This window comes from Lacticaseibacillus yichunensis (assembly GCF_003946405.1).
Classification (GTDB): domain Bacteria; phylum Bacillota; class Bacilli; order Lactobacillales; family Lactobacillaceae; genus Lacticaseibacillus; species Lacticaseibacillus yichunensis.
On sequence record NZ_RHOG01000026.1, the window covers coordinates 1 to 21,021 of the forward strand.

Sequence of the window (21,021 nt, forward strand, 5' to 3'; positions counted from 1 at the left end):
GACGGGCAAACCTATCGTTTCCGGTACAAATTTACTACCAGCACCAAGAATATGGTGGCCTAGTTGAACAGCCACTATCTAAGCCTGCCCAATTCCGTTCGAGTTCAAACATCTGATTGAGTAGCTTCAAGCCCAGCGTCATCTTCTTAGTGTTCTTGAAATCATCGAAGAACTTACGCCGTACATGCGCCCAACAACCAACGCGAGTGATTGAATCACCCAGAAGATTGTAGCCGGCGTAGTCGTCGCATTGTAGGACACCAGGAAAGCCACTGTATAAGTTCTGAGCGAATTTCCCGGAGCGAGTATTCGCATAGGCATACATGACGACTGGCGTTTCGCACCGCGTGATACTACGGGCTACCCAAATATACGACTTGCTCTGCGCCGACTTGCCAGGCTCTTGAAGTACCTGATAAGGGGTCTCATCGCCTTGGAGAAAACCTTGGCTCATCAAGTGGCTACGCATCAGGTCATAAACTGGCTTCACTAACTCGGCACACTTGATGACCCAATTTGAGATTGTGGTCTCACTTAATAAGACGCCTGCACGCTGCCAATCCTTTAATTGGCGATAGAGCGGTGTCCCGAGAATGCATTTTTGATGCAAAATCGACGCGATCAACGAAGGCGTCGCAATGCTGTGGGCAATTAATGCCTTCGGCGCGTTACCACGATAGATATGACTACATCCATCTTCAAGTTCGCAAGTCGAGCACTTGTAGGTCTTCTCATAGATTTTCTCGACAAACAAACGCCCTGGGATTCGATGAACGACCTCGCGAACAAAGTGAGTGCCTACCAATTTCAATTCATGACCATGTTCACTGTGTTCATCGGTTTTGGAAACAAAGGTGGTTCTTACCGGTAGATCATTCGCCAACAACTGCTGCCGAGTAGATTTCGGCTTTCTTAGCTGCTGCGGTTCATCATCTGTTACTGCTTCGCTTTGTTGCCCAGTTTGCGACAATATCACCGATATTGTCGTCCGAATCCCCAACATCAATGTAGTTGACAGCGTTGTCCACCGATATAAAGGCATTACCGATTGCTTGCTCCATGTTCCCTTTTCCACAAATCGTAATTTTAGTCATTATACTTCGTCTCTTTCTTTTAGTGAGTTAGGAATATCCTGATTGGCTTATTTAGTCAAGGCGATATTTCGTCAACACCCAAACAACTAGCTTGGAAATTAAATCAATAAGAAGATTTCAGAAGGCTTCGAATTTCCGGCAACAAGTAGTTGTGGCGTCATACCTTAATTGCCTTACATTGGGCCTCACAATACAAATAGCGGGTCTTCCATATGCTTGCCAAATCCTTAATAGTCTGAACTTGAACGGACCTAGGTTGACCTCAACAGCGTCAAATCCGTGATCCGAATCTCTGGCACTGACTAGAGCAGATAAAGAACGCCGAGCACTTGTTACGAAAAGTGGTAGTAATAAAGCCTTTTAATCCATGTTATTCACTTCGAATGCGTTATAGGACTTACATTCCGTGTATATGTAAGCAGAAATTTGAATTGGCATAAATCGGAATTGCTTACGAGGTGTTCTACAAAGACGGTTAGTGACTTGGTGATTAGTGGAGGCTCAGAATTTTTGAGGAGCGTAAAGTGCCTTAAATATTAGGAAACCATTACATTTCAGAGCTTTGGTTTCAAATACGCTGTAAAAGCTGTCTGTATATGGTGAGAGCAAAAGTTCTCAAATCTTTTTGAAAGGAGGTAGCCTTGCCGCCGTGCGCGGCGTGCAGCGCGAAAGCCGCTAGCGCGAGCGGCGGCGGTCGGCGTTAGCCGACCGCCATCAGCCCCCAGTGTCTAATAGGGGGGCAAATACAAGTAACAAGAAATCCGACGGTAGGCATAAAGCGCCTGTGGCACGGCCTTACCGCATAGGTAGAACGCCAAATTGCTGTTAGGACGCTTGGAAAGGAGCTAACATGCTCAAAGACTTAAACTTAATTGGCGGCATGACCAACAAAGATTGGCTTGATCAAGTCCACGACGAAATGCGCGATAACAATATTACACAAGGTCAGCTTGCTGATACGGCAAATTACAGTCGGTCACACCTGAATCAACTGCTGGGTCGTAAGAAGCCACTCAACGATAAAGCCCGACTAGAACTGACGTTGGCGTTGCGTGCGTTGACCGGTCAGAATAATCTGGACGTCTGTATCGACTATCTCAGCGTCACCTTCAAGACGCACGACTACGAAGAGTTGATTAACGAACTGTTCCAAATCAGCCCGATCCATTTCAATCTCCACGACGGCGCTCACTACGGCTATTCAGCAACCTTAACATGCGGTGAGATCAAGATGATGTTATCACCTTACCAAGATGTGGATGCCGAAGATTACAACCCGAAAGACGACAGTGGCACAATGATTGAGCTGAAAGGTCAAGGTTGTCGCTACGTCGAATCGTATCTGCAATCGCAACATCGAACTTGGTACGATTTTCTCGAAACTTGTCTCAAACTGGATTGCCACTTTACCCGACTTGATTTAGCCATCAACGACCGCAACGGATTACTAGATGTGCCAACACTAATTGAGAAGTGCGACCATGATGAATTCAGCTCACGCTTTCGCGGGTTCAGGGACAACCGCACCAAACAGTGGCACGCCTCTGGGCGCACCTTGTACCTTGGTTCGCCACAAAGCGAAGTCAATTTCTGTATCTACGACAAGGCATTTGAGCAACATCAGAAACACCCAGAAATCGCCATTGAAGATCAACCGATCCGTACTCGCTTTGAAGTGCGGCTACGCCGCGAACGTGCCGCCACAGCGGTTGAACATCTATTGGCGACGCGCGATCCCGAACAAGTCGTGTTCGGCATCATCAATCAGTATCTGCGTTTCTTGACGCCAAGTCATAAACCCAGAAGTGAGTGGGTGTTAGATCCTCGTTGGGCGGCGTTCATCGGTAACAATCGGGATAAGCTGCGACTTTCCACTAATCCAGAACCGTTAAACTATGACCATATTACGCGGTGGTTGAGAAAGCAAGTCGCACCCTCACTCAAGATGTTGCAGTTGATTGACCAGTACAATAACACAAACGAACTCAAAGCCATCATCGACAGTGGTAAGTTGACGCAACGCCACTGGGACGTGATCCACCATTTTCAGCACCAACGCAACGGTGTTATGACCGATTCAAAGCAACGTGAGAAATCAAAAAAGAGCGACTACGCCGACCAAAGCAAGTAGTCACCCTTCACAGATAAAATATGGGTTCTATCTGGTTTGATTATCTCACTCCCACCAAACTTTAGGAAGTGATTTGATTGAATATTAACGTACCAGAACAGCCAGTCTTCCTGACGATGACTAGAGCTGACCTTATCAAGCTGGGGTACAGTCAATCGCAAGCAAGCCGTATCATCAAAATGGCAAAAGAGTTGTTGCTCAAACGTGGCCTTGGATGGTACGGTAAGAAAGGCGTAGACCGTGTTCCAGTGGAAGCAGTAGACGCAGTATTAGGCTTGAAACTAAGCCAACTTGAGGGTGCACCAAGTGGCCTTTCCGCAGTTAAGGAGGAACTATCTTGACTACGAAAGACCATATTACCAAACAGGCGGACGGCACTTTTAGCTTCCGCGTAAGCTTAGGAACTGACAAACGAACTGGCAAACGAATTCAAAAACGTGCCAGCGGCTTCAAAACGAAAACGGAGGCGAAAAAAGCAAGAGTTGCAATGTTGGCGGCGGGGATCGCCGATGATGAGGACATCAAGCAGACTAAGTTTGTCGACTTTATGGAAGACGTGTTCAAGCCTTGGTACAAAACCCAAGTAAAGCCACGCACCTACCGTCAGCGGCTAGTCTTGATGAACAGTGAGTATCTGACTAGGTTCAACGACATCATCATTGACCAAATTCGGCCGATTGATGTGCAACATTGGCAAGTCAGCGTACTCAAAGACTGTAAGCAATCCTATGCGCGTACCATCAACATTATGTTAGGCCAAGTGCTTGAACGTGCTAAGGCGCTTGGTATCATCAACGAGAATCCAGTACGGGTCGTTGGCCTCATCAAAAAGAAGAAAGCGAAGATCAATTTCTGGACGCAAGCCGACTTCCAAAAGGTACTCGCCAAGACGAACACCAACACGTACACTGGCCGCTTTGATTACACGATGTTGTGGTTCATGTTCATGTCTGGCTTGCGTAGCGGTGAAGCACGGGCGTTAAAGTGGACAGACGTTGATCTTGAAGCTAAGACGGTGAACATCAATAAGACCATGGACTATCACAACCGCAACTGGTTTGAAACTCCAGCGCCAAAGACTGCCGCCAGTCGCCGTACCGTGGCGCTTGATGATGATACCATTGCGTGCTTAGATGCGTGGCAGGTCGCACAAGCGGCGATGGTGACGTCCGAGTGGGTATTCTCACGTGATGGGATTCCGTGCTCTGACGGGCAATTTTTGGATATTGTGGACGCGTACAGTACACTCGCCAAAGTTCAGCGGATTACCGTGCATGGCCTCCGCCACTCGCATGTGTCGCTGTTGATCAGTCTCGGTGAAAACCCGCTCCAGATTAAAGAACGTCTGGGACATGAGGACATCGAAACGACGCTCGGCACTTACGGTCATCTTTACCCCAACAGTAACTTTGAAGTCGCAAAAAAGCTCAACGGGATATTCTCCAAGGAGGTGCCCGATGAGCCAAAATAATTTGAAAAGGGTCAAAACTGTGCCACAGTAAAATCGGTGGTGCTAGAAACCTTGATACCACGGGACGGGCGCGAGATGTGCCATTGTTCCCGGGAAATAAGCCGAGAGAGATAACTGGGATTGTAACCCAAAGCGCGCGCGGCAGCCGGCAAGGTGAGTGGCGCTGTGTAGTGGCTGCCGAGATAATCGATGATCCGGCCAAGCCGCTCGCTGCCCAGCGCAGGCGCGGCGACCAGTGGTTGGTCTAGATAGGCGTCGCACAGCATCGCGATGAGTCCGCGCACCATCAGCGGCCGGTGCAGCAACCGGCTCATGGTCGGGCGATCGGTGAGATCAAACAGGTCAAAAGCCAACGCCGGCGTTGAGGCGTGGCGTTCCCCCAATGCGGCCATGAACGTCGGCACGACACTTGGGGCAAAGGTCAGACACTGATAATGACTGCGCGGCCCGCTTTGGTAGCCATGCAGTTGGTTAGGTAAAATCAGCGCTGCATGGCCGGCCTTGAGAAGGGTCTGCTGATGCGGCTCAAGCACCGTCAACGTCCCGACCTGAAGCAAGATCATTTCCAGTGAGCGGTGAAAATGCAGCGGATAGCTGAAGTTATCAAACGCCATCACACTGATGTGGTCATCTACCCCAAACCATTTCTTCTGATACTCCATCGAACGCCACCTCCTTTAGTCGGGCTCCACGGGCCAGGGCTGGGACATTTAGCTGTCCCCACCGCTCGATGGCCAAATGCGCCATCAAGCGCTAGGGCCAAGCTAACTGCGCAGCCCAAAGCGGCCCGCTCCGCACCCTTTAGTCGGGCTCCGGTGCGCATGGTCGAGACAGCTAGGTACGCCAATCACTCGGTGGCAAGAGGCGCCACCAAGCGCTTGGCTAGCCTACCTGCTCGACCATAAACGCGCACCTGCGCACCCTTTGAGGCTACCACGAAGGTAAAATTTACGCTACTATTTCGCAAGCATTCACTATTGCTAAATCGCGCATCTTGCTATGATATGAATGAGAGCGCATTTTTCTAAGGAGGATTCCGATGACATCACTTGAGGCATTGCAACGCGCGTTTATCGATCAGCGCAACGGTATTTTTATTCATTTCAACAGCGGCACCGCGCAGTATCATGAGTCCGATATTATCGACTGGGACTACGGGGTGACGGGCAAAAACGATCCGCGCCGGCATCCATTTGATCCTGCGACCTGGAATCCGGATCGGCTTGATACGGCGCAGTGGGCCGCGGTGGCTAAGTCGGCCGGCGCGCGGTTCGCCGCGCTGACGACGAAGCATCACGAAGGCTTTTGCCTATGGCCGACGCAGACCACCACGCACTGTGTGACCAGCGGCCAGGTGACAACGGATGTCGTGGGCAGCTACCTGAAGGATTTTCGGGCGGCCGGCATCGAGGCTGGGCTGTATTTTTCCATGCTGGACCTCCAGCACGACATCACCGCGACGCACTGCACGTCGGCGGATAAGGCGATGATTCACGCGCAGCTGACGGAACTCTTAACCAATTACGGTGAGATTCCGTTTCTGATCACGGATGGCTGGAATGCGCCGTGGGGTGGCCCTTCCTATCAAGACCTCCCATTTGCCGAAGTTGATGACTGGGTCAAAAGTCTCCAGCCGAACTGCCTGCTGATGAATATTGGTAGCGTGGACGATCTGTCGACCACGGACATTCTCTTTTTTGAAAATGCGGCCGGGCAGGAAACCGCGGCGTCGTTCGCCGGGCCTGGAATCGCCTGCAATCTCTTTACCACGAGCTGGTTCTGGAAGGACCGCTATGCCACTGAGCCACTGAAGTCGGTCGACTGGGCGCTGGGCCTGGCTGACCAGTATAATCGGCAAAATGTGAACTTCATGCTCAACATCAATCCGGACGTGCATGGCCAGGTGGCGCCTAATCTGGCCGCGCAACTGGCGGCATATGGCCAGCGTTATCAACAGCCGGCCTCACTGACGGAATTGCCGGCGGGATGGCTACGGCGGTAGGCCAACCACTGTCATGTCAGCGATGCACGATGAAGGACCTGGGATAAATTTTAATCTCGGGTCTTTTTTGATTCATGGTGTGTAGGCCTGCGGGATGGTGGAACAGCTAACTAGGCCGTGGTGCTTGGGGTGCTCGGAGCCCCGAGTGACAGAGACAGTTAGATGTTTCCACCGTGCGGGCCGGCGCCTAATTTCACGGTGCGTCGGCATGCGGGATGAAGCCCAATTTCACGATGGTGGCCGGAACACAACTTCAAGGCCCTAAATTCCTCAAGATGGCGCCCGGCCGCCGCGTAAGTCGTTATCGTGGACAAGTTTTTCCATCCGGTCTATAGTCTCGAATCGACGCAGGGGATGCGTTGGGTTGGGGGAATCGGGAACTGGCACCTGTCGCCGGCAAAGGGGGGAATGACTTGCTCCGCAACGAACGACTCAAGCAGATCATGGCACTTTTGGAACGGCGTAAGCTGATGTCGATCAATGACATTCACAAGACGTTGTTCGTCAGCACGTCAACGCTACGCCGCGACATGATGATACTCGAGCAAATGGGCCTGGTGATTCACCGCTATGGGCAGATCGAGTATGTCACCAGTAACACACAGGAGCAGTCCTATTTGTTTCGCGAACAGAACAATGAACAGGAAAAAAAGCAGATCGCAGAGATCGCCAGCACCTTTTTGGCGGACAACATGGCGATTTTCATGGACTCCAGCACCACCGTTTCATTCTTGGCGCCTTATCTGCGCAATTTGCGCAACATGGTCGTGATCACCAATGGCTTGCGGCTCGCAGTGGCGCTGGATGAAATGCCGGCGGTCAAGACATTTGTCACCGGCGGCCAGCTTCGCGCGGGCACCGGCGCCTTGCTTGGCACTGGCGCCGAGGCGTATCTCAATCAGTTTCAGACCGACCTGGCCTTCATCTCATGCTCCGGGGTGACCGCCGAAACGGTGTTTATGGCGAGCACCAGTCAATCGGGCGTGAAACAGCAGATGCTGGCCCTCAGCAAGCAGGCGGTGCTGTTGGCCGACCACACTAAGGTTGGCGTGGATGGCTACTATCGGCTCATTCCCGTTGCCCAGCTGACGGCGGTGATCACGGATCGCGAACCGGAGCCCGAGATCTTGACCGCCTGGAATCAGACACCGGCTGAGGTCCTTTTTCCAGAGTGAACATTCCTGACGCAGTTTGGGCAATTTCGACCACCTCGCGTTGACTAATTACCATTTCAAGTGAAACCGCTTCCATTCTGATTTTTCGTCCTATATGATGACCCCATCTCAGTGGCACACACACATTTTTAGGAGGAGACACAATGAAAATTGGCAAACTTCTACTGGGCAGTCTGGCTGCGTTGGCCGCGGCATTACTACTGGCGGCCTGCAGTGGCAAGAGCAGCACGACTTCCAGCGATGGCAAGATCACGTTGCGCACGATGACGCGCAACAGCAAAGGGTTTGCGACCAGCGCGATCTATTTTGCGGCGCTGAAGCAGTTTGAAAAAGATCACCCGAATGTCAAGATCGTCGACAGCTCGATCGCCGATGAAAATGCCTACAACAATCTGCTCAAGACGAGCCGCGCCTCCAATGATCTGCCGGATATTTTCCGCGTGGAAGGGGTCGCGAATCTTTCTGAATATATCAAGGCCGGGTTGATCACCAACATCGACCCGATCATCAAGGCGGACCCGAAATGGGGCGACGGCCTCAGCAAGGGCGCGCTGAGTTATCTGCAGGTCCCAGGGTTCAAGGGCACATGGGGCGTCCCGCAGGAATCCGGGCTCGTCGGCGTGTATTACAACAAGGAGATCTTCAAGCGCGCAGGCTACAACGAATTTCCGCAGACGTTCTCGGAGTTTGAGGCAGCGATCAAGAAGATCCGGAGCCTCAACATCACCCCGATCGGCCTGGGGGCAAAAGACTCCTACAGTATTGGCCACATTCATAACCTGATCTTCTACCACATGGTTGGCGTCGATGCGGCTAAGGAACTGGGCGAGCGCAAGATCAAGTGGACCGACCCGAAGATCGTCGCGACGATCGAAAAGGTCAAGGAACTCAACGACATGAAGGCCTTCGCCCCAGATTCAGCCGGAATCAGCCGTGAATCCGCCTTCACCGACTTTTTGACAGGGAAGGCCGCGATGTTCATCACCGGGCCGTGGGATATCCCGAATATGCAGGATAAGAGCAAGACCAAGCTGACGGCGGACTTCGCGTTTGCCAAGTTCCCGTATTTCGAGGATGAGCCGCAGTTCAAGGACAATGACATGCAGGCAATCTCAGCCATCCAGATTCGCGGCGATCTGACCGGTGAAAAGAAGAAGATGGCGATCGAGCTGGCCAAGGCGTTGAGCAGTGAAGCCTATGCCTCCAAGATGGCAAACGAGACCAACCAGATCTTCCCGCGGACGGATTACACGGTGGCCGCAGACAAGTCCACCCCGCTGTTCCGTGAGAATGTTGAATTGGCAAAGACATCCACTAATGTCGGCGTCGATGTCTTCGGGATGGATCCGCTGCAATCGATGCAGGATGTGACGCGTAATGCGCTGGTCGGCGTCCTTCAAGGCGATTCGCCGAAAAAGGCAGCCGAGACGATTCAACAGGAGATCGATAACAGTAAATAAAAGGAGGGTCATGCATGGAGGCAACTGCCGCTTCAAAGCCGTTAAAGCCCAATCCCAGAAGACGGTCACACGCGCTGTTGACGACGCGCGACAAGGTCCAGTTAGTCGCGATGTCGAGCCCGGCGATCGTGATCTATACGGCCTTTCTGGTCATTCCGATCTTCATCGCGCTGTATTTCTCGTTTCACTCGTGGAATGGCATCAAGGGCGCGCCGCTTGAATATGTTGGCTGGCAGAATTTTGCCCGCGCCTTTGCAAGTCCGCTGTTCCAGACGTCTATGAAAAATCTGGCGCTGATGGTGACTGTTAGTGTGCTGTTTCATACCCCGATCGCGCTGGTCTTGGCGGCGGTGCTGAACACCAAGGTGCGGGGCAAACGATTTTTCAAAATGATCTACTTTGTGCCGACGATCTTTCCATTGATCGCGACCGGGCTGCTGTGGTATTTCATCTTCATGCCGACTGGCGCCTTGAACACAACGCTGACCAATCTGGGCCTGGGCTCTTGGGCCCGGGGCTGGCTCGTTGACTCGGGCACGGCCATGCCGACGATCATCTTCGTCAACATCTGGGCCGGGATCGGCTACTACATGATCATTTTGTTGGCCGGTTTGAAAAATATTCCAGAGGATGTCTACGAGGCGGCGCGTATCGATGGTGCTTCGGCGGTCCAGATCTTTTTCCGGGTCACCGTGCCGATCATGCGACCGACCATCCTTCTCTGTTTGGTGTTGGACATCATCGGCACGATCAAGGTCTTTGACTTGGTTTTCGTGATGACCGGCGGCGGGCCAAATGGGTTGACGAATCTGCCGACGACACTGGTCTACTATGAGGCGTTTCGGTATGACAATTACGGGTTAGGCTCGGCAGTAGGTGTGATTCTGTTGGTGCTGGCCATGACCCTGACGCTGTTGACTCAGTATGTGCCGAAATGGATCGCGCGAAAGCGGGTGAAGACGCATGCGTAGTCTGAAGTGGATCAAATATGCCTTTCTGTATCTGATGGTGCTGGCGTTTGTGCTACCGATGCTGTTCACCTTCATCTCGTCGTTCAAAAACAACAATGAGATCTTTTCCGCGCCATTTTCGCTGCCGAAGATCTGGCGGTTTGAGAACTGGCAGATCGCGTGGAGCTCGGCCGGGATGTCGCGGTACTTGCTCAACAGTTTTGGCCTGGCGATCGGCTCCGTTGCGCTGATTCTGATCGTCGCGTCGATGGTGGCGTATGAGATCTCGCGGTTCAACTTCCGCATCAACAAGCTACTGCTGTCGTTTTTCCTGATGGGGATGATGATTCCGATGCATGCCATCATCGTGCCGATCTCCTGGATCATCGGTAACTTGGATCTGAAAAACAATATCGGGGCGTTGATGCTGCTGTATATCGCGTTTGCCATGCCGTTCACAACGGCGGTGCTGGCCAACTTCATGCGGGCGATTCCCGTTGAGATCGAGGAAGCGGCGGTGCTTGATGGCGCCTCGAAGTTTGCAATCTATCTGCGGGTGATTCTGCCGATGAGCGGGCCGGCGCTGTCAACGGTCGCAATCTTCAACTTCTTGTCGGTGTGGAATGACGTCATGTTCCCATTGCTCTTCATCAATGATCCGTCGATGAAGACCGTCGCGCTTGGGCTGCTGAACTTTAGCGGCGAGCACGGGACGGATTATGGACCCATGATGGCGGCGATCAGCATCACCATCTCGGTGCCGTTCATTCTGTATATTTTCTTCCAGGAGCGCATCGAAAATGGCATCGCGGCTGGCGCCATCAAAGGGTAAGGGGATGAGACTGTGGTGAAGCTCAATCAACGTCAGATTCACCTGGATTTTCACACGAGTCAGTATATTCCTGAAGTCGGCGCGGCCTTTGATGCGGATGCATTTGCGGCTACCTTCAAGGCCGCGGATGTGAATTCGGTCACCGTTTTTGCCCGCGATCATCACGGCTGGATCTATTATCCATCCGAGCGGTTCGCTGAGATCGTGCACCCACATCTGGTGCAACGGGACCTGCTGCTTCAGCAGATCGATGCCCTGCACGCCCGCGACATTCGGGCGCCGATCTATGTCACGGTTCAGTGGGACCATGTGATCATGCGCGAGCATCCCGAGTGGCTGTGCCGGGATCCAGACGGCGAGCCGATCAATACGCAAAACACCCCGGAGCCAAATTTCTATGATTTTGTCTGCTTGAGTAGTCCATATCGGGATTATCTCAAACGCTTCGTCCATGATGTGATCGATGTGGCTGGCGCCGAGCGCGTGGATGGCTTTTTCTTTGACATCGTGTTGCCGGTGCCGTGTGATTGTGTCTATTGCCAGGCGCAGATGGCACGTCGCGGCATTGACCACACGGACGCGGAGGCGCGCCTTGCCTACAGCCTCGAGATGCTGCATGAGTTTAAACTAGAGATGTATCAACTGATTGAGACCCGGGTGAAGGACGCCAGCATCTTTTTCAACAGCTCGACGATCTCGCCGGCTGTGAAACAGGATCTTGCGGCCACCACGCACCTGGAGATTGAAAGTCTGCCCAGTGGCGGGTGGGGCTACGATCATTTTCCCGTGACAGCGCGTTATGCGCGGACTTTGGGGAAGCCGCTGGTGGGCATGACGGGCAAGTTTCACACGTATTGGGGGGACTTTAATTCATTAAAGGAGGCAAGTGCGCTCGCGTATGAGGTGCAGTTGATGTTGGCGCTCAATGTCGACGCTGTGTCGATCGGCGATCAGATGGATCCGACGGGGAAACTCTCGCCGGCTGCCTATGACCTGATCGGCGGGGTCTATCATCAGGTCGCGGCGTTGGCACCGCATCTGGCAGGGGATGTGCCAACTGTGGAAACGGCGGTGCTAATACCGCCGGTTCCGCCAGGCATCGATGTGGCCATGGCGGTGATCGGGGTCAAAAACCTGCTGACGGAGCTGAATGTGCAATTCGATTTTATCGATGCGGACACGCCGCTGACGCACTACCGGCTGGTCATTGTACCGGAAGGGGTGCCATATTCAAAAGCACTGTCGCTGAAGTTGCGCGCTTTCAAGGAAACGGGCGGGGCGCTCATCAGCAGCGGTGGGGGGATGCTGAACGAGCGCTCGACCTTGTTTGGCCTGACACGGCACGGCGATGACCGCTGGCAACGCAGCTTCATCGTGGCCAATGATGTGATCGGGCAGGCCCTGCCAAAAGAGCCGCTGGTCATGTACCTGCAGGCGATCGCCGTCCAAGCGGCAGGGGCAACGCCACTTCTGGAAACGCGGCGGCCGTATTTTAACCGCGAAGGCAAGACGTTCATCTCGCATCAGCATGCACCAGCCACGGAAAAGGCGGGGCAACCGGCGCTGTGGCGATATGAAAATACGTTTACGCTGACGCACCCACTGTTCACGATCTATGCGCAGTATCGGCCCGCGTGGCTCAAGGTGATGTTCCGGGATCTCCTGCGCCTGGCGCTGCCCAATCAATTGGTTCATCATGATGGCCCGGCGACGCTTCAGGTATATGTGAACGGGAATGCGGACCGGCATGTCAGCCATGTGCATTTGCTCAATTATGTGATCGTCAAGCAGGCCAGCAAGCTCTACACGGTCGATCCGGCCTATCTGACTGCCCAGCTGACGATCGATCTGACCGTGCGCACCCAAACGGTCAAAGCGGTGACCGGCTTGATCAATGGGTCGGGCATCGCCTGGTAACAAATTGGCCGCCTCTTGCAGATCAGGGTCCCGAGCCTGATTGGGTATGAGGTCCTGGAAGTGCAGTATCAGGCGTAGTTAACCGCGGCCAGCCATCGGCACGTGGCCCACGCGAAATCGGCTTCGTTGAGGCGCAAAAGACCCCCATTCAGCGAAAATGCTGAATGGGGGTCTTTGTGTTGTAGCGGTCGGCCGCAGCCGCCAACAATTCGCGGGCTATCGAGAAAAGGTCGACGAGATCGCCTTGCCATCATGGTTCTGGACGATAACTTCAAATTGGTGATATTCGGCGTCTCGATTCATAGCGGGCAGGATGCGTTGCGGGTGATAGATCTGGGCCAGTAGCGCGTCTCGATCAAAGGCTGATTGTTGGAGCACCATCAGTTGGCTGATCATGTTGCCGATGGCGCTGGCTTCAACCGGTCCGGCGTCGATCGGCAGCCCGGTGAGATCGGCGGTGAGCTGGACCAGCAGTTGGTTTTGAATGCCACCGCCAAACATGGTCAGGCGCCGAATCGGCTTGCCGGTCGTTTCGGCCAGCGCACCCAGTGTCCGTCGGTAGGAACAAGCGAGACTTTGCAACACGATGCGAATCAGATCTCCGGCCGTTTGAGGCAGCGCCTGCCCGGTCTGGCGCAAGAAAAAGCGGATCTTCGCTTCCATGTGGCCTGGGCTTGCAAACATTGGGGCATCTGGATCGATAAAGGAGGTGGTGCAAGTGCTGGCGGCGGCGAGCATCGTCATTTTGCCAAAATCGACCATGTTGCCGGCCAGCGACCAGTCGCGTTGAAGCTCCTGAATGAGCCAAAGCCCGGTCAGATTTTTCAACAAGCGGGTGTGACCGCTGAAGGTGCCTTCGTTGGTCAGGCCGGCGTTAAATGCGGCGTGTGTCAAAACAGGCTTGCTGAGCTGGCGGCCGATCAGGGACCAGGTGCCACAGCTGATGAAGGCTGTGTCCTCGTCGCGCGCACTCGGTAGGGCCAGCAAAGCAGCGGCGGTATCATGGCCGGCGCCGACCACGACCTGCATCCGGTTGTCATAGCCGATCTCGCGCTGAATTTCGGGCACAAGCGGCCCCAAGTGCTCACCGCCGAGGCGGACCGGGGCGAGCCACATCGCGGGAATAGCCAATGCGCGACTGATCTCAGGTGAGATGCTGGTTGTTCCCGCGGTCAGCAGGCCACTGGTCGAGGCGATCGTGTACTCGTTATCGGCCTTCCCAGCCAGTAAGTGGGTCACGAGGCCAGGAATCATGACCACCCTGTCCGTGAGGGGCTGCATCTCTGGATAGCGCAGTCGATCGGCGAAAAGCTGGCTGGATGTGTTGATAGGGCTGGGTTGATTGCCGCTGAGCCGAAATTGCTGCCAATCGGAAAGTTTCTCATTCAGCTGGCCCACGGTAAAAGCCGTTCGCTCATCGCGATAGCTATGCGGTTGCAGGAGCAATTCACCGCGGCTGGTCAGGTAGCCAAAATCGACACCCCAGCTATCCACAGCCAGCGACTCCGGCACGACGCCATCTTGGCTGGTGAGCTGCAGACCGTACTTGATCTCTTGGGCGATCTTGAGCACATCCCAGTAAAGGTCACGCCCGGTCGTCACTGGAAAATTGGAGAAGCGGAACTGTTCTTTGAGCGTCAATCCGGTTTCTGTCAGTTGGCCTGAAATAACGCGGCCTGAACTGGCGCCGAGGTCAACGGCAATCAGCGTTGTCTCGTTCATGAGGCGCCTCCTTTAGTGATACAGCGGGCCAAAGGTGTTGCAGGCGCGAAAATCGGCGCTTTCCGGCTCGCTGGTACCAAGACTGCTCCAGGCCCGCGGGCGGAAGATCGCCGCATCGGCCACGTTATGCATGTTGACGGGAATCCGCAACATGGCGGCCAGCGTGATGAGGTCCGCACCGATGTGGCCATAGGAGATCGCCCCGTGATTGGCGCCCCAATTGTTCATCACCGAATACACACTGGTGAACGCGCCTTTGCCTGTCAACGTTGGCACGAAGAATGTCGATGGCCAGCCCGGGTCGGTGCGCTGGTTGACGGTGTCGAAAACATTTTGCGGGAGATCGACGGCATAGCCTTCCGCGATCTGCAAAACAGGCCCGACGCCACGCACCAGATTCAGTCGTGTCATCGTCACCGGCATGCCATCCGCACCGCCTTCCGTGACATAATTACTGGAAAAACCGCCGCCGCGGAAGTAGCCGATGTTCGCCGGAATCCAGCGGGTCCGCGCCAGATTTTCCTGCGCTTCGGCCTCCGTGACCTCCCAGTACGGCTTGATAGCAGGCTGGCCGTCGCGTTTCTCGGCGCCGGTCGCATCCAGCGTCTGGGCACCGGAATTGGACAGATGCAAGAAGCCACCGGCCAATTTTCCGGTGAGGGTGGTGCCGGTCACGCGCTGGACGGCGTCGGCACTCCAATAAGTCCGCACATCCGCGAAGATTTGCGGGGTATTGGTCAGCAGGTAGTTGAACAGCATCGAGGCTCCGTTCAGCGCGTCATTTTCCGTGGCGAGAATGTGTGGGGCGTGCTGGCCGTTCCAGTCATATTGGGAGTTGAGGAGCGCCTCCATGTAATCGCCGTTTGGAAAATGGTCTGTCCATTGCCGCTGCCCCTGAAAGCCCGCCGCGATCGCTTCATGGCCGCCTGCTTCTTCTTCAAACCCGAGTTCGCTGAGCCGCTTGGAGCCGCTCATCAGGTCGCGGGTGATGAGCGTCATTTTCACGGCAAAGGCCAGCTGCGCCTCTTTGTCGGCTGCGGAAAATTGGCCGGATACACCTTCGTTGTAGAGGTCTGGACCAACCGGGGTGTTGGTTTTCGCCCAGGCAAATGCGCGCTCGAACTCAACGGGATCATAAATGCCTTCATCGATGCGGCGCACGAGCTCACTCATGTCGACATATTCGTTGCGCATGCCGAGGTAATCTTGGAAAAAGTCGGCGTCGACGATCGACCCACCGATGCCCATCGCGACACTGCCGATGGACAGGTAGCTGCGATTTTTCATCTGCCCGACCGCAAGCGCGCCTTTGGCAAACCGAATCAGTTTCGCCGCGACATCCGCTGGAATGCTGGTGTCATCGGCGTCTTGCACATCTTCGCCGTAAATGCCAAACGCCGGGATGCCCTTTTGCGTGTGGGCGGCGAGGACCGCGGCGAGGTAAACGGCGCCTGGCCGCTCGGTGCCGTTGAAGCCCCAGATCGCATGGGGGATGTCCCGGGTCATATCCATCGTTTCACTCCCGTAGCACCAGCACGGGGTGACGGTGATGGTGCCGCAAATAGCTTCCTTGTCGAATTTGGCCTTGGCCAGCGCGGCCTCGTGCACGCCGCCAATCGTGGTGTCGGCGATCACGCATTCGACGGGGGTTCCGTCTGGATAGGTCAAGGTGGCGGCTAACAGGTCCGCCACACTGTGCGCCATGGCCATGGTCTGCGCTTCAAGGGACTCGCGAATGCCGCGGCGGCGGCCATCGATGGTGGGACGAATGCCGATCTTTGGAAATGTGGTCATGATTTTTTCCTCCTAATATAGGGTCTCGACGTCTGCTTTTGCCCAGGCGGCCAAAATGTCGGCTGGCGGCTTGACATCGGTGATGATCGCACTGACATCGCCTGGGGCACATAAGCGGTAATAGGCTTGCTGACCGACCTTGGTGTGATCCGCCAGCACCAGGGTGGACTTGGCGGCACCGAGCATCTTGCGCTTGATGCTGGATTGCTCTTCGCTGGACATGAAAATGCCGTCTGCGGTGATGCCTGTGCAGGAAATAATGGCAAGATCCGCGCGGAAATTATCGAGAAAATCAACGGCGACCTCCCCCAAGATCGAGCCGGACCCGGGGCGCAGGCGGCCGCCGGTGATAAAGGTCTTCACCCCGGCCATGCCATCGAGGCTTTCGGCGAGGCGCAGGCCGTTGGTGATCACCACCATATTGTCCAATCGCTCCAGATACGTGGCCAGAAACGAGGCCGTCGAGCTGGAATCGATGAATAGCGCCTGGCCATCGCCTAAAAAAGTCGAGCAGCTTTCTGCAATCGCGCGCTTTGCCTTTTCGTTTTCCTGCTGGCGAAAAAGATAGGGAAACTCGACTGTCGCTGGCCTGACCAGTTCGACGTTGCCATAGCGGCGTGTGATCTTGCCCAATTTTTCCAGTGCCATCAGGTCCCGGCGCAGGGTGGATGAGCTGATATACAGCGAGTTGGCAAGCTCCCCGGTCGTCACCTGTTTGCGGCGCTGAAGAATCTGAAGAATCATTTCTAATCGTTCATTTTGAAGCATGGCACCACCTCCTTGAAAACGCTTCATAGTTAGCTTTAGCGTACCACGCGATCTTGCGATTCGGGTGGATTTTGACTTGGTTGCGCCGGCGGAGAAAGCCGCGCGGGCCGGAGCCCCATCAGGTGGGCAATCAGCGTGAGAAATCGGCGAATTGCGGCGCATTGACGCCGGCTTGGTGACGAATCGCCAAAAACGCCATCCAGCCGGTTGCGCGGCATCGCACCATCTTATAATTAAGGGAAGACGCAACACAGGGAGGAAAAAACAATGCTGATGATGTTTGAAGCCCAGCGCCAAGATCTGGCTGAGACGGTCCGCTTGATGTTCGACCGCAAAGATACCAATATTGCGGGCGGGAACGTCTCGATGAAAGTATTTGATGAAACGGGGAAGGCCTACATTCTGATCACCCCGAGTTTTATGTCTGAGACATTTTACGCGCGGCTTTCGCCTGCCCAGATCCTGGTGGTCGACATGGCGACCGGCGAAAAAGTGGACGGCGTGGGCACTGTGACCCGCGAGATCAACATGCATGAAGGTGCATACCGCGCCAATCCAGGCATCCGCACCGTTTTCCACGCGCATGCCCCCGAGTCGATGTTCTGGGCCACAAGCGGGTTGGAGATGCCCAATGTGACTGAAGGCACGCGGGAGCTCGGCCGCATCCGCACGTTGCCATATGCGCCGGCGACTAGCATGGCCCTGGCGAAAACAGTCAGCGACGCACTGGCAGAACTGGGCGACCGAGCGATGGAAAATGTCTTTCTGCTCAACAGTCACGGGGTCGTGATCACGGCAACGGACCTGCATATCGCGGTGCGGGTCCTTGAGACGCTGGAATGGAACGCGAAGATCGCGTATCAGCAGACCGTCTTCATTCACTTGGGACTGTTGAAGGGGTACCAGTCGTGTGGCGCGGATTATCAGCCGGTTGAAGATGAGGAGCATCCGGCGATCTCGCTACCGAATCAACCAGTGGTGGATCATCCGGCGCCACTGCCAAAGGTCAATCGGGTCACATTTGGTGGGTAACACAAACGCAGCTGGCAGAACGTGGTGCCGGCTGTTTTTTTGTGTTGAGCGCGGCGGGCCGTGCTTCCGCGACAGCCCGGCGCCGCCCCTAAGCGCCCCGCTGCGCACCCGATAGTAGGGCTCCGGCCCGCATGGTGGAAACATCTAGGCGTCTCATGCACTCGGTGGCAAGGACCGCCACCAAGTGCATGAGCCGACCTCGCTGTACCACCATCCCGCGGGCCTGCGCACCCTACAGTTGGGCTCCGGCCCGCATGGTGGGTCCATCTAACTGTCTCGTGCACTCGAGGCGAAGTGCGCCTCAAGCACCCGAGCCAAGTTAGCTGACCCACCATCCCGCGGGCCTGCGCACCCTACAGTTGGGCTCCGGCCCGCATGGTGGGTCCATCTAACTGTCTCGTGCACTCGAGGCGAAGTGCGCCTCAAGCACCCGAGCCAAGTTAGCTGACCCACCATCCCGCGGGCCTGCGCACCCTACAGTTGGGCTCCGGCCCGCATGGTGGGTCCATCTAACTGTCTCGTGCACTCGAGGCGAAGTGCGCCTCAAGCACCCGAGCCAAGTTAGCTGACCCACCATCCCGCGGGCCTGCGCACCCTACAGTTGGGCTCCGGCCCGCATGGTGGGTTCATCTAACTGTCTCGTGCACTCGAGGCGAAGTGCGCCTCAAGCACCCGAGCCAAGTTAGCTGACCCACCATCCCGCGGGCCTGCGCACCTTACAGTTGGGCTCCGCGGGGCAGGGCTGAGACAGATAGTCGTCCCAGTCGTTCGATGGCCAAGTGCGCCATCAACCGCCCAGGCCGAACTATCTGCTCAGCCCTGAGCGCCCCGCTGCGCACCCTTATTCGCAAAAGGGCCGAGACGGTTATCCAGTCTCGGCCCTTTCTGCATCTATCTATTTTCATGTCTGGCGAGGGGGCGTCAGCAATGATCGTGCGCGAGCCATGTTGGACGGGCACACATGACTGTTTTTTCTAAAATTGGCTCGCGCAGGAAAGGTAGTGCGTCTTATTTCGCGTTGTTCCAGCGATTATAAGCGTCTTGGTAGACCTTCACATACTGGTCGATGTTCATGCCCTTGATGGTGGAAACAAACTTGTCGAAGTTCGCCAGTGGCTCGACGCCGGTGATGAACTTGGCTTCCATCTGCTGCACATAGGTCTTCAAGTCGTTGGCGATCGGGGAAACGAGGTCCTGTTCGTCGTTGGTCAGATAAACCAGCGGATATGGGACGCGAACATATGGATCGATCTTCTTTTCGGTTTCAGAGATCGCAAATTTGGAGTATACATCGCCGGTTGGATCGTCGGTCTTCTTTTCCAAGATCGTGTTGGCGTATGGGTCCTTCATTTCTTCGCCAGCCAGCATTGGCGGGGTCGTGCCGTAGTTCGGAGTGATCTTGGCCGTCGCTTCACCGGCGTTAGAGGCATCGATCCCCTTGTTGTAGACCTTGGCCTTGTTGCCATCTGCGGTGGTCTCGTAGTGCCAGATCCCGTTTTCCGGGCCTTGGCCTAAGAACGTGGCACCTTCTGGGGTGTAGAAGTAGTCGACCCACCGCAGCGCAGCGGCCGGACTCTGGGCGTTTTTCGTGATAACAAAATTACCGCGGTTGATCCGTGGGTTGCCAGGCAGGACCGCTTTTTTCGAAACGGAGCTGGTCAGTGGTTGCCACATTGGGTTCTGGGCGTTTTGCTCAGGCGTTGTTTCGCCGTTGAAGCCTGGGCCGTAGCCTTGGGCAAAACCGACTTGGCTGTTCTTAAGCTTGGCGGTCAGCTGATCGCCACTTTGGGTGAAGGTGTTCTTGTCGAGCAGGCCGTTCTTGTACATCTTGTTCATGAAGGTCAGATACGCCTTGTAGTTCTTGGTGATCGGGTTGTAAACGACCTTGTCGCCGTTGTTTTGCACGTCGTTGGACAGCATGCCGAACGCGGACATGATCCAGGTGCGGCTCCAGAAATCCTTCTGGTCGGCGTATGGAATCTCATCCTTCTTGCCGTTGCCGTTTGGATCTTCGTTCTTGAAGCGGACCATCAGATCGTAAAATTCATCGACGGTCTTAGGCAGCTCGGTGACCCCGAGTTTCTTCAGCCAGGCCCCGTTGTACCACATCGGGCCAAGGTACCAGTTCGACGTTGCGCCGCGCTGGATCATTGGCAAGGAATAAATGTGGCCATCCGGTGTGGTGATGCTCTTTTTGATGTTCGGGTCTTCCTGCATCAATTTGTAGAAATTCGGTGCATATTTCTTCAGCAGGCCTTCAAGCGGCACGATCAGGCCCTGCTTGCCGTACGTGGTCTCGTTGGCCGGGGTCATGACTGAGGTCCCGGAGGCATAGATCACATCAGGCAGGTCCTGCGAGGCAAAGGCCAGGTTCAACTTGGTCGCATAGTCCGCTTGCGGCGGGGTATTGTACTTCCAGTTGATGCCAGTCTTTTTCGCATAGTCTTTCAGCACGAGCATGTCTTTATATTCGGCAAAGCCCATGTTTGGCGCCATCATCGACATGGTGATCTCTTTTTTGACGACAGGGAAGCCCTCGGTCGTCACGTTGCTGTCCGTTTTCGCCTTCGTCGTGGTGGTGTCGGCGGATTTGTTGGTGCCGCAAGCGGTCAGGGCCAAAAGAGAAACTGCGGTGATCGCGGCGACGCGTACTGCTTTTGATAACTTCATGTG

General features: G+C 55.0%; 16 protein-coding genes. 10 read left to right on the forward strand and 6 right to left on the reverse strand.

Features of this window, described 5'->3' with window-relative positions; genetic code table 11:
- Window positions 1-34: 34 nt before the first annotated feature.
- A complete protein-coding gene (gene tnpC / locus EKM95_RS11840) occupies window positions 35-1,075 on the reverse strand; it encodes an IS66 family transposase (RefSeq protein WP_225423257.1) in 1,041 nt (346 codons plus the stop codon).
- 869 nt (window positions 1,076-1,944) lie between these two features.
- Between tnpC and EKM95_RS08475 the strand changes: the two genes are divergently transcribed.
- The 3 genes from EKM95_RS08475 to EKM95_RS08485 all read left to right on the forward strand — a co-directional run bounded on the left by EKM95_RS08475 (window position 1,945) and on the right by EKM95_RS08485 (window position 4,696).
- Entirely contained in the window at window positions 1,945-3,225 is a 1,281-nt protein-coding gene (locus tag EKM95_RS08475; RefSeq protein ID WP_125697465.1) for a replication initiation factor domain-containing protein, read from the forward strand.
- 77 nt (window positions 3,226-3,302) lie between these two features.
- Window positions 3,303-3,566, forward strand: coding sequence for a DUF3173 family protein (locus EKM95_RS08480; protein WP_225419500.1), 264 nt, complete (start codon window positions 3,303-3,305; stop codon window positions 3,564-3,566).
- A complete protein-coding gene (locus EKM95_RS08485) occupies window positions 3,563-4,696 on the forward strand; it encodes a site-specific integrase (RefSeq protein WP_082620463.1) in 1,134 nt (377 codons plus the stop codon). Before EKM95_RS08480 ends, EKM95_RS08485 begins: the two co-directional genes overlap by 4 nt.
- An 11-nt stretch (window positions 4,697-4,707) precedes the next feature.
- On the opposite strand, the gene EKM95_RS08490 is transcribed toward EKM95_RS08485, so the two are convergent.
- Window positions 4,708-5,358, reverse strand: coding sequence for an AraC family ligand binding domain-containing protein (locus EKM95_RS08490; protein WP_125697467.1), 651 nt, complete (start codon window positions 5,356-5,358; stop codon window positions 4,708-4,710).
- A gap of 377 nt (window positions 5,359-5,735) precedes the next feature.
- Between EKM95_RS08490 and EKM95_RS08495 the strand changes: the two genes are divergently transcribed.
- The 6 genes from EKM95_RS08495 (at window position 5,736) to EKM95_RS08520 (ending at window position 13,032) form a co-directional block, all read left to right on the forward strand.
- On the forward strand, window positions 5,736-6,698 hold the full coding sequence (locus EKM95_RS08495; protein WP_125697469.1) for an alpha-L-fucosidase: 963 nt from the start codon (window positions 5,736-5,738) through the stop codon (window positions 6,696-6,698).
- A gap of 413 nt (window positions 6,699-7,111) precedes the next feature.
- Window positions 7,112-7,873, forward strand: a complete 762-nt coding sequence (locus tag EKM95_RS08500; RefSeq protein ID WP_125697471.1) for a DeoR/GlpR family DNA-binding transcription regulator — start codon at window positions 7,112-7,114, stop codon at window positions 7,871-7,873.
- Between the two features lie 143 nt (window positions 7,874-8,016).
- Window positions 8,017-9,333, forward strand: coding sequence for an ABC transporter substrate-binding protein (locus tag EKM95_RS08505; RefSeq protein ID WP_125697473.1), 1,317 nt, complete (start codon window positions 8,017-8,019; stop codon window positions 9,331-9,333).
- Between the two features lie 14 nt (window positions 9,334-9,347).
- The gene (locus EKM95_RS08510) at window positions 9,348-10,304 is read left to right on the forward strand and encodes a carbohydrate ABC transporter permease (protein WP_225423259.1); all 957 of its coding nucleotides are present in this window, start codon (window positions 9,348-9,350) and stop codon (window positions 10,302-10,304) included.
- Window positions 10,297-11,115, forward strand: a complete 819-nt coding sequence (locus EKM95_RS08515) for a carbohydrate ABC transporter permease (RefSeq protein ID WP_125697475.1) — start codon at window positions 10,297-10,299, stop codon at window positions 11,113-11,115. The genes EKM95_RS08510 and EKM95_RS08515 overlap by 8 nt, the downstream gene beginning before the upstream one ends.
- Window positions 11,116-11,130: 15 nt before the next feature.
- The gene (locus tag EKM95_RS08520) at window positions 11,131-13,032 is read left to right on the forward strand and encodes an alpha-amylase family protein (protein WP_164510144.1); all 1,902 of its coding nucleotides are present in this window, start codon (window positions 11,131-11,133) and stop codon (window positions 13,030-13,032) included.
- 216 nt (window positions 13,033-13,248) lie between these two features.
- On the opposite strand, the gene EKM95_RS08525 is transcribed toward EKM95_RS08520, so the two are convergent.
- From EKM95_RS08525 to EKM95_RS08535, 3 genes are read right to left on the reverse strand one after another with little or no spacing between them, the layout of a single operon-like run.
- Window positions 13,249-14,754, reverse strand: coding sequence for a rhamnulokinase (locus EKM95_RS08525; RefSeq protein ID WP_125697479.1), 1,506 nt, complete (start codon window positions 14,752-14,754; stop codon window positions 13,249-13,251).
- A 12-nt stretch (window positions 14,755-14,766) separates the two neighbouring features.
- Window positions 14,767-16,548, reverse strand: coding sequence for an L-fucose isomerase (locus tag EKM95_RS08530; RefSeq protein WP_125697481.1), 1,782 nt, complete (start codon window positions 16,546-16,548; stop codon window positions 14,767-14,769).
- 12 nt (window positions 16,549-16,560) lie between these two features.
- Window positions 16,561-17,316 carry a DeoR/GlpR family DNA-binding transcription regulator gene (locus EKM95_RS08535; protein WP_125697483.1) on the reverse strand — a complete coding sequence of 252 codons (756 nt, stop codon included), beginning with the start codon at window positions 17,314-17,316 and terminating at the stop codon, window positions 16,561-16,563.
- A gap of 267 nt (window positions 17,317-17,583) precedes the next feature.
- Between EKM95_RS08535 and EKM95_RS08540 the strand changes: the two genes are divergently transcribed.
- Window positions 17,584-18,348 (forward strand): class II aldolase/adducin family protein, encoded by a 765-nt coding sequence (locus tag EKM95_RS08540; RefSeq protein WP_125697485.1) that lies wholly within the window; start codon window positions 17,584-17,586, stop codon window positions 18,346-18,348.
- A gap of 1,008 nt (window positions 18,349-19,356) precedes the next feature.
- On the opposite strand, the gene EKM95_RS08545 is transcribed toward EKM95_RS08540, so the two are convergent.
- Window positions 19,357-21,018, reverse strand: a complete 1,662-nt coding sequence (locus EKM95_RS08545; RefSeq protein WP_125697487.1) for a type 2 periplasmic-binding domain-containing protein — start codon at window positions 21,016-21,018, stop codon at window positions 19,357-19,359.
- Between the last annotated feature and the right edge of the window lie 3 nt (window positions 21,019-21,021).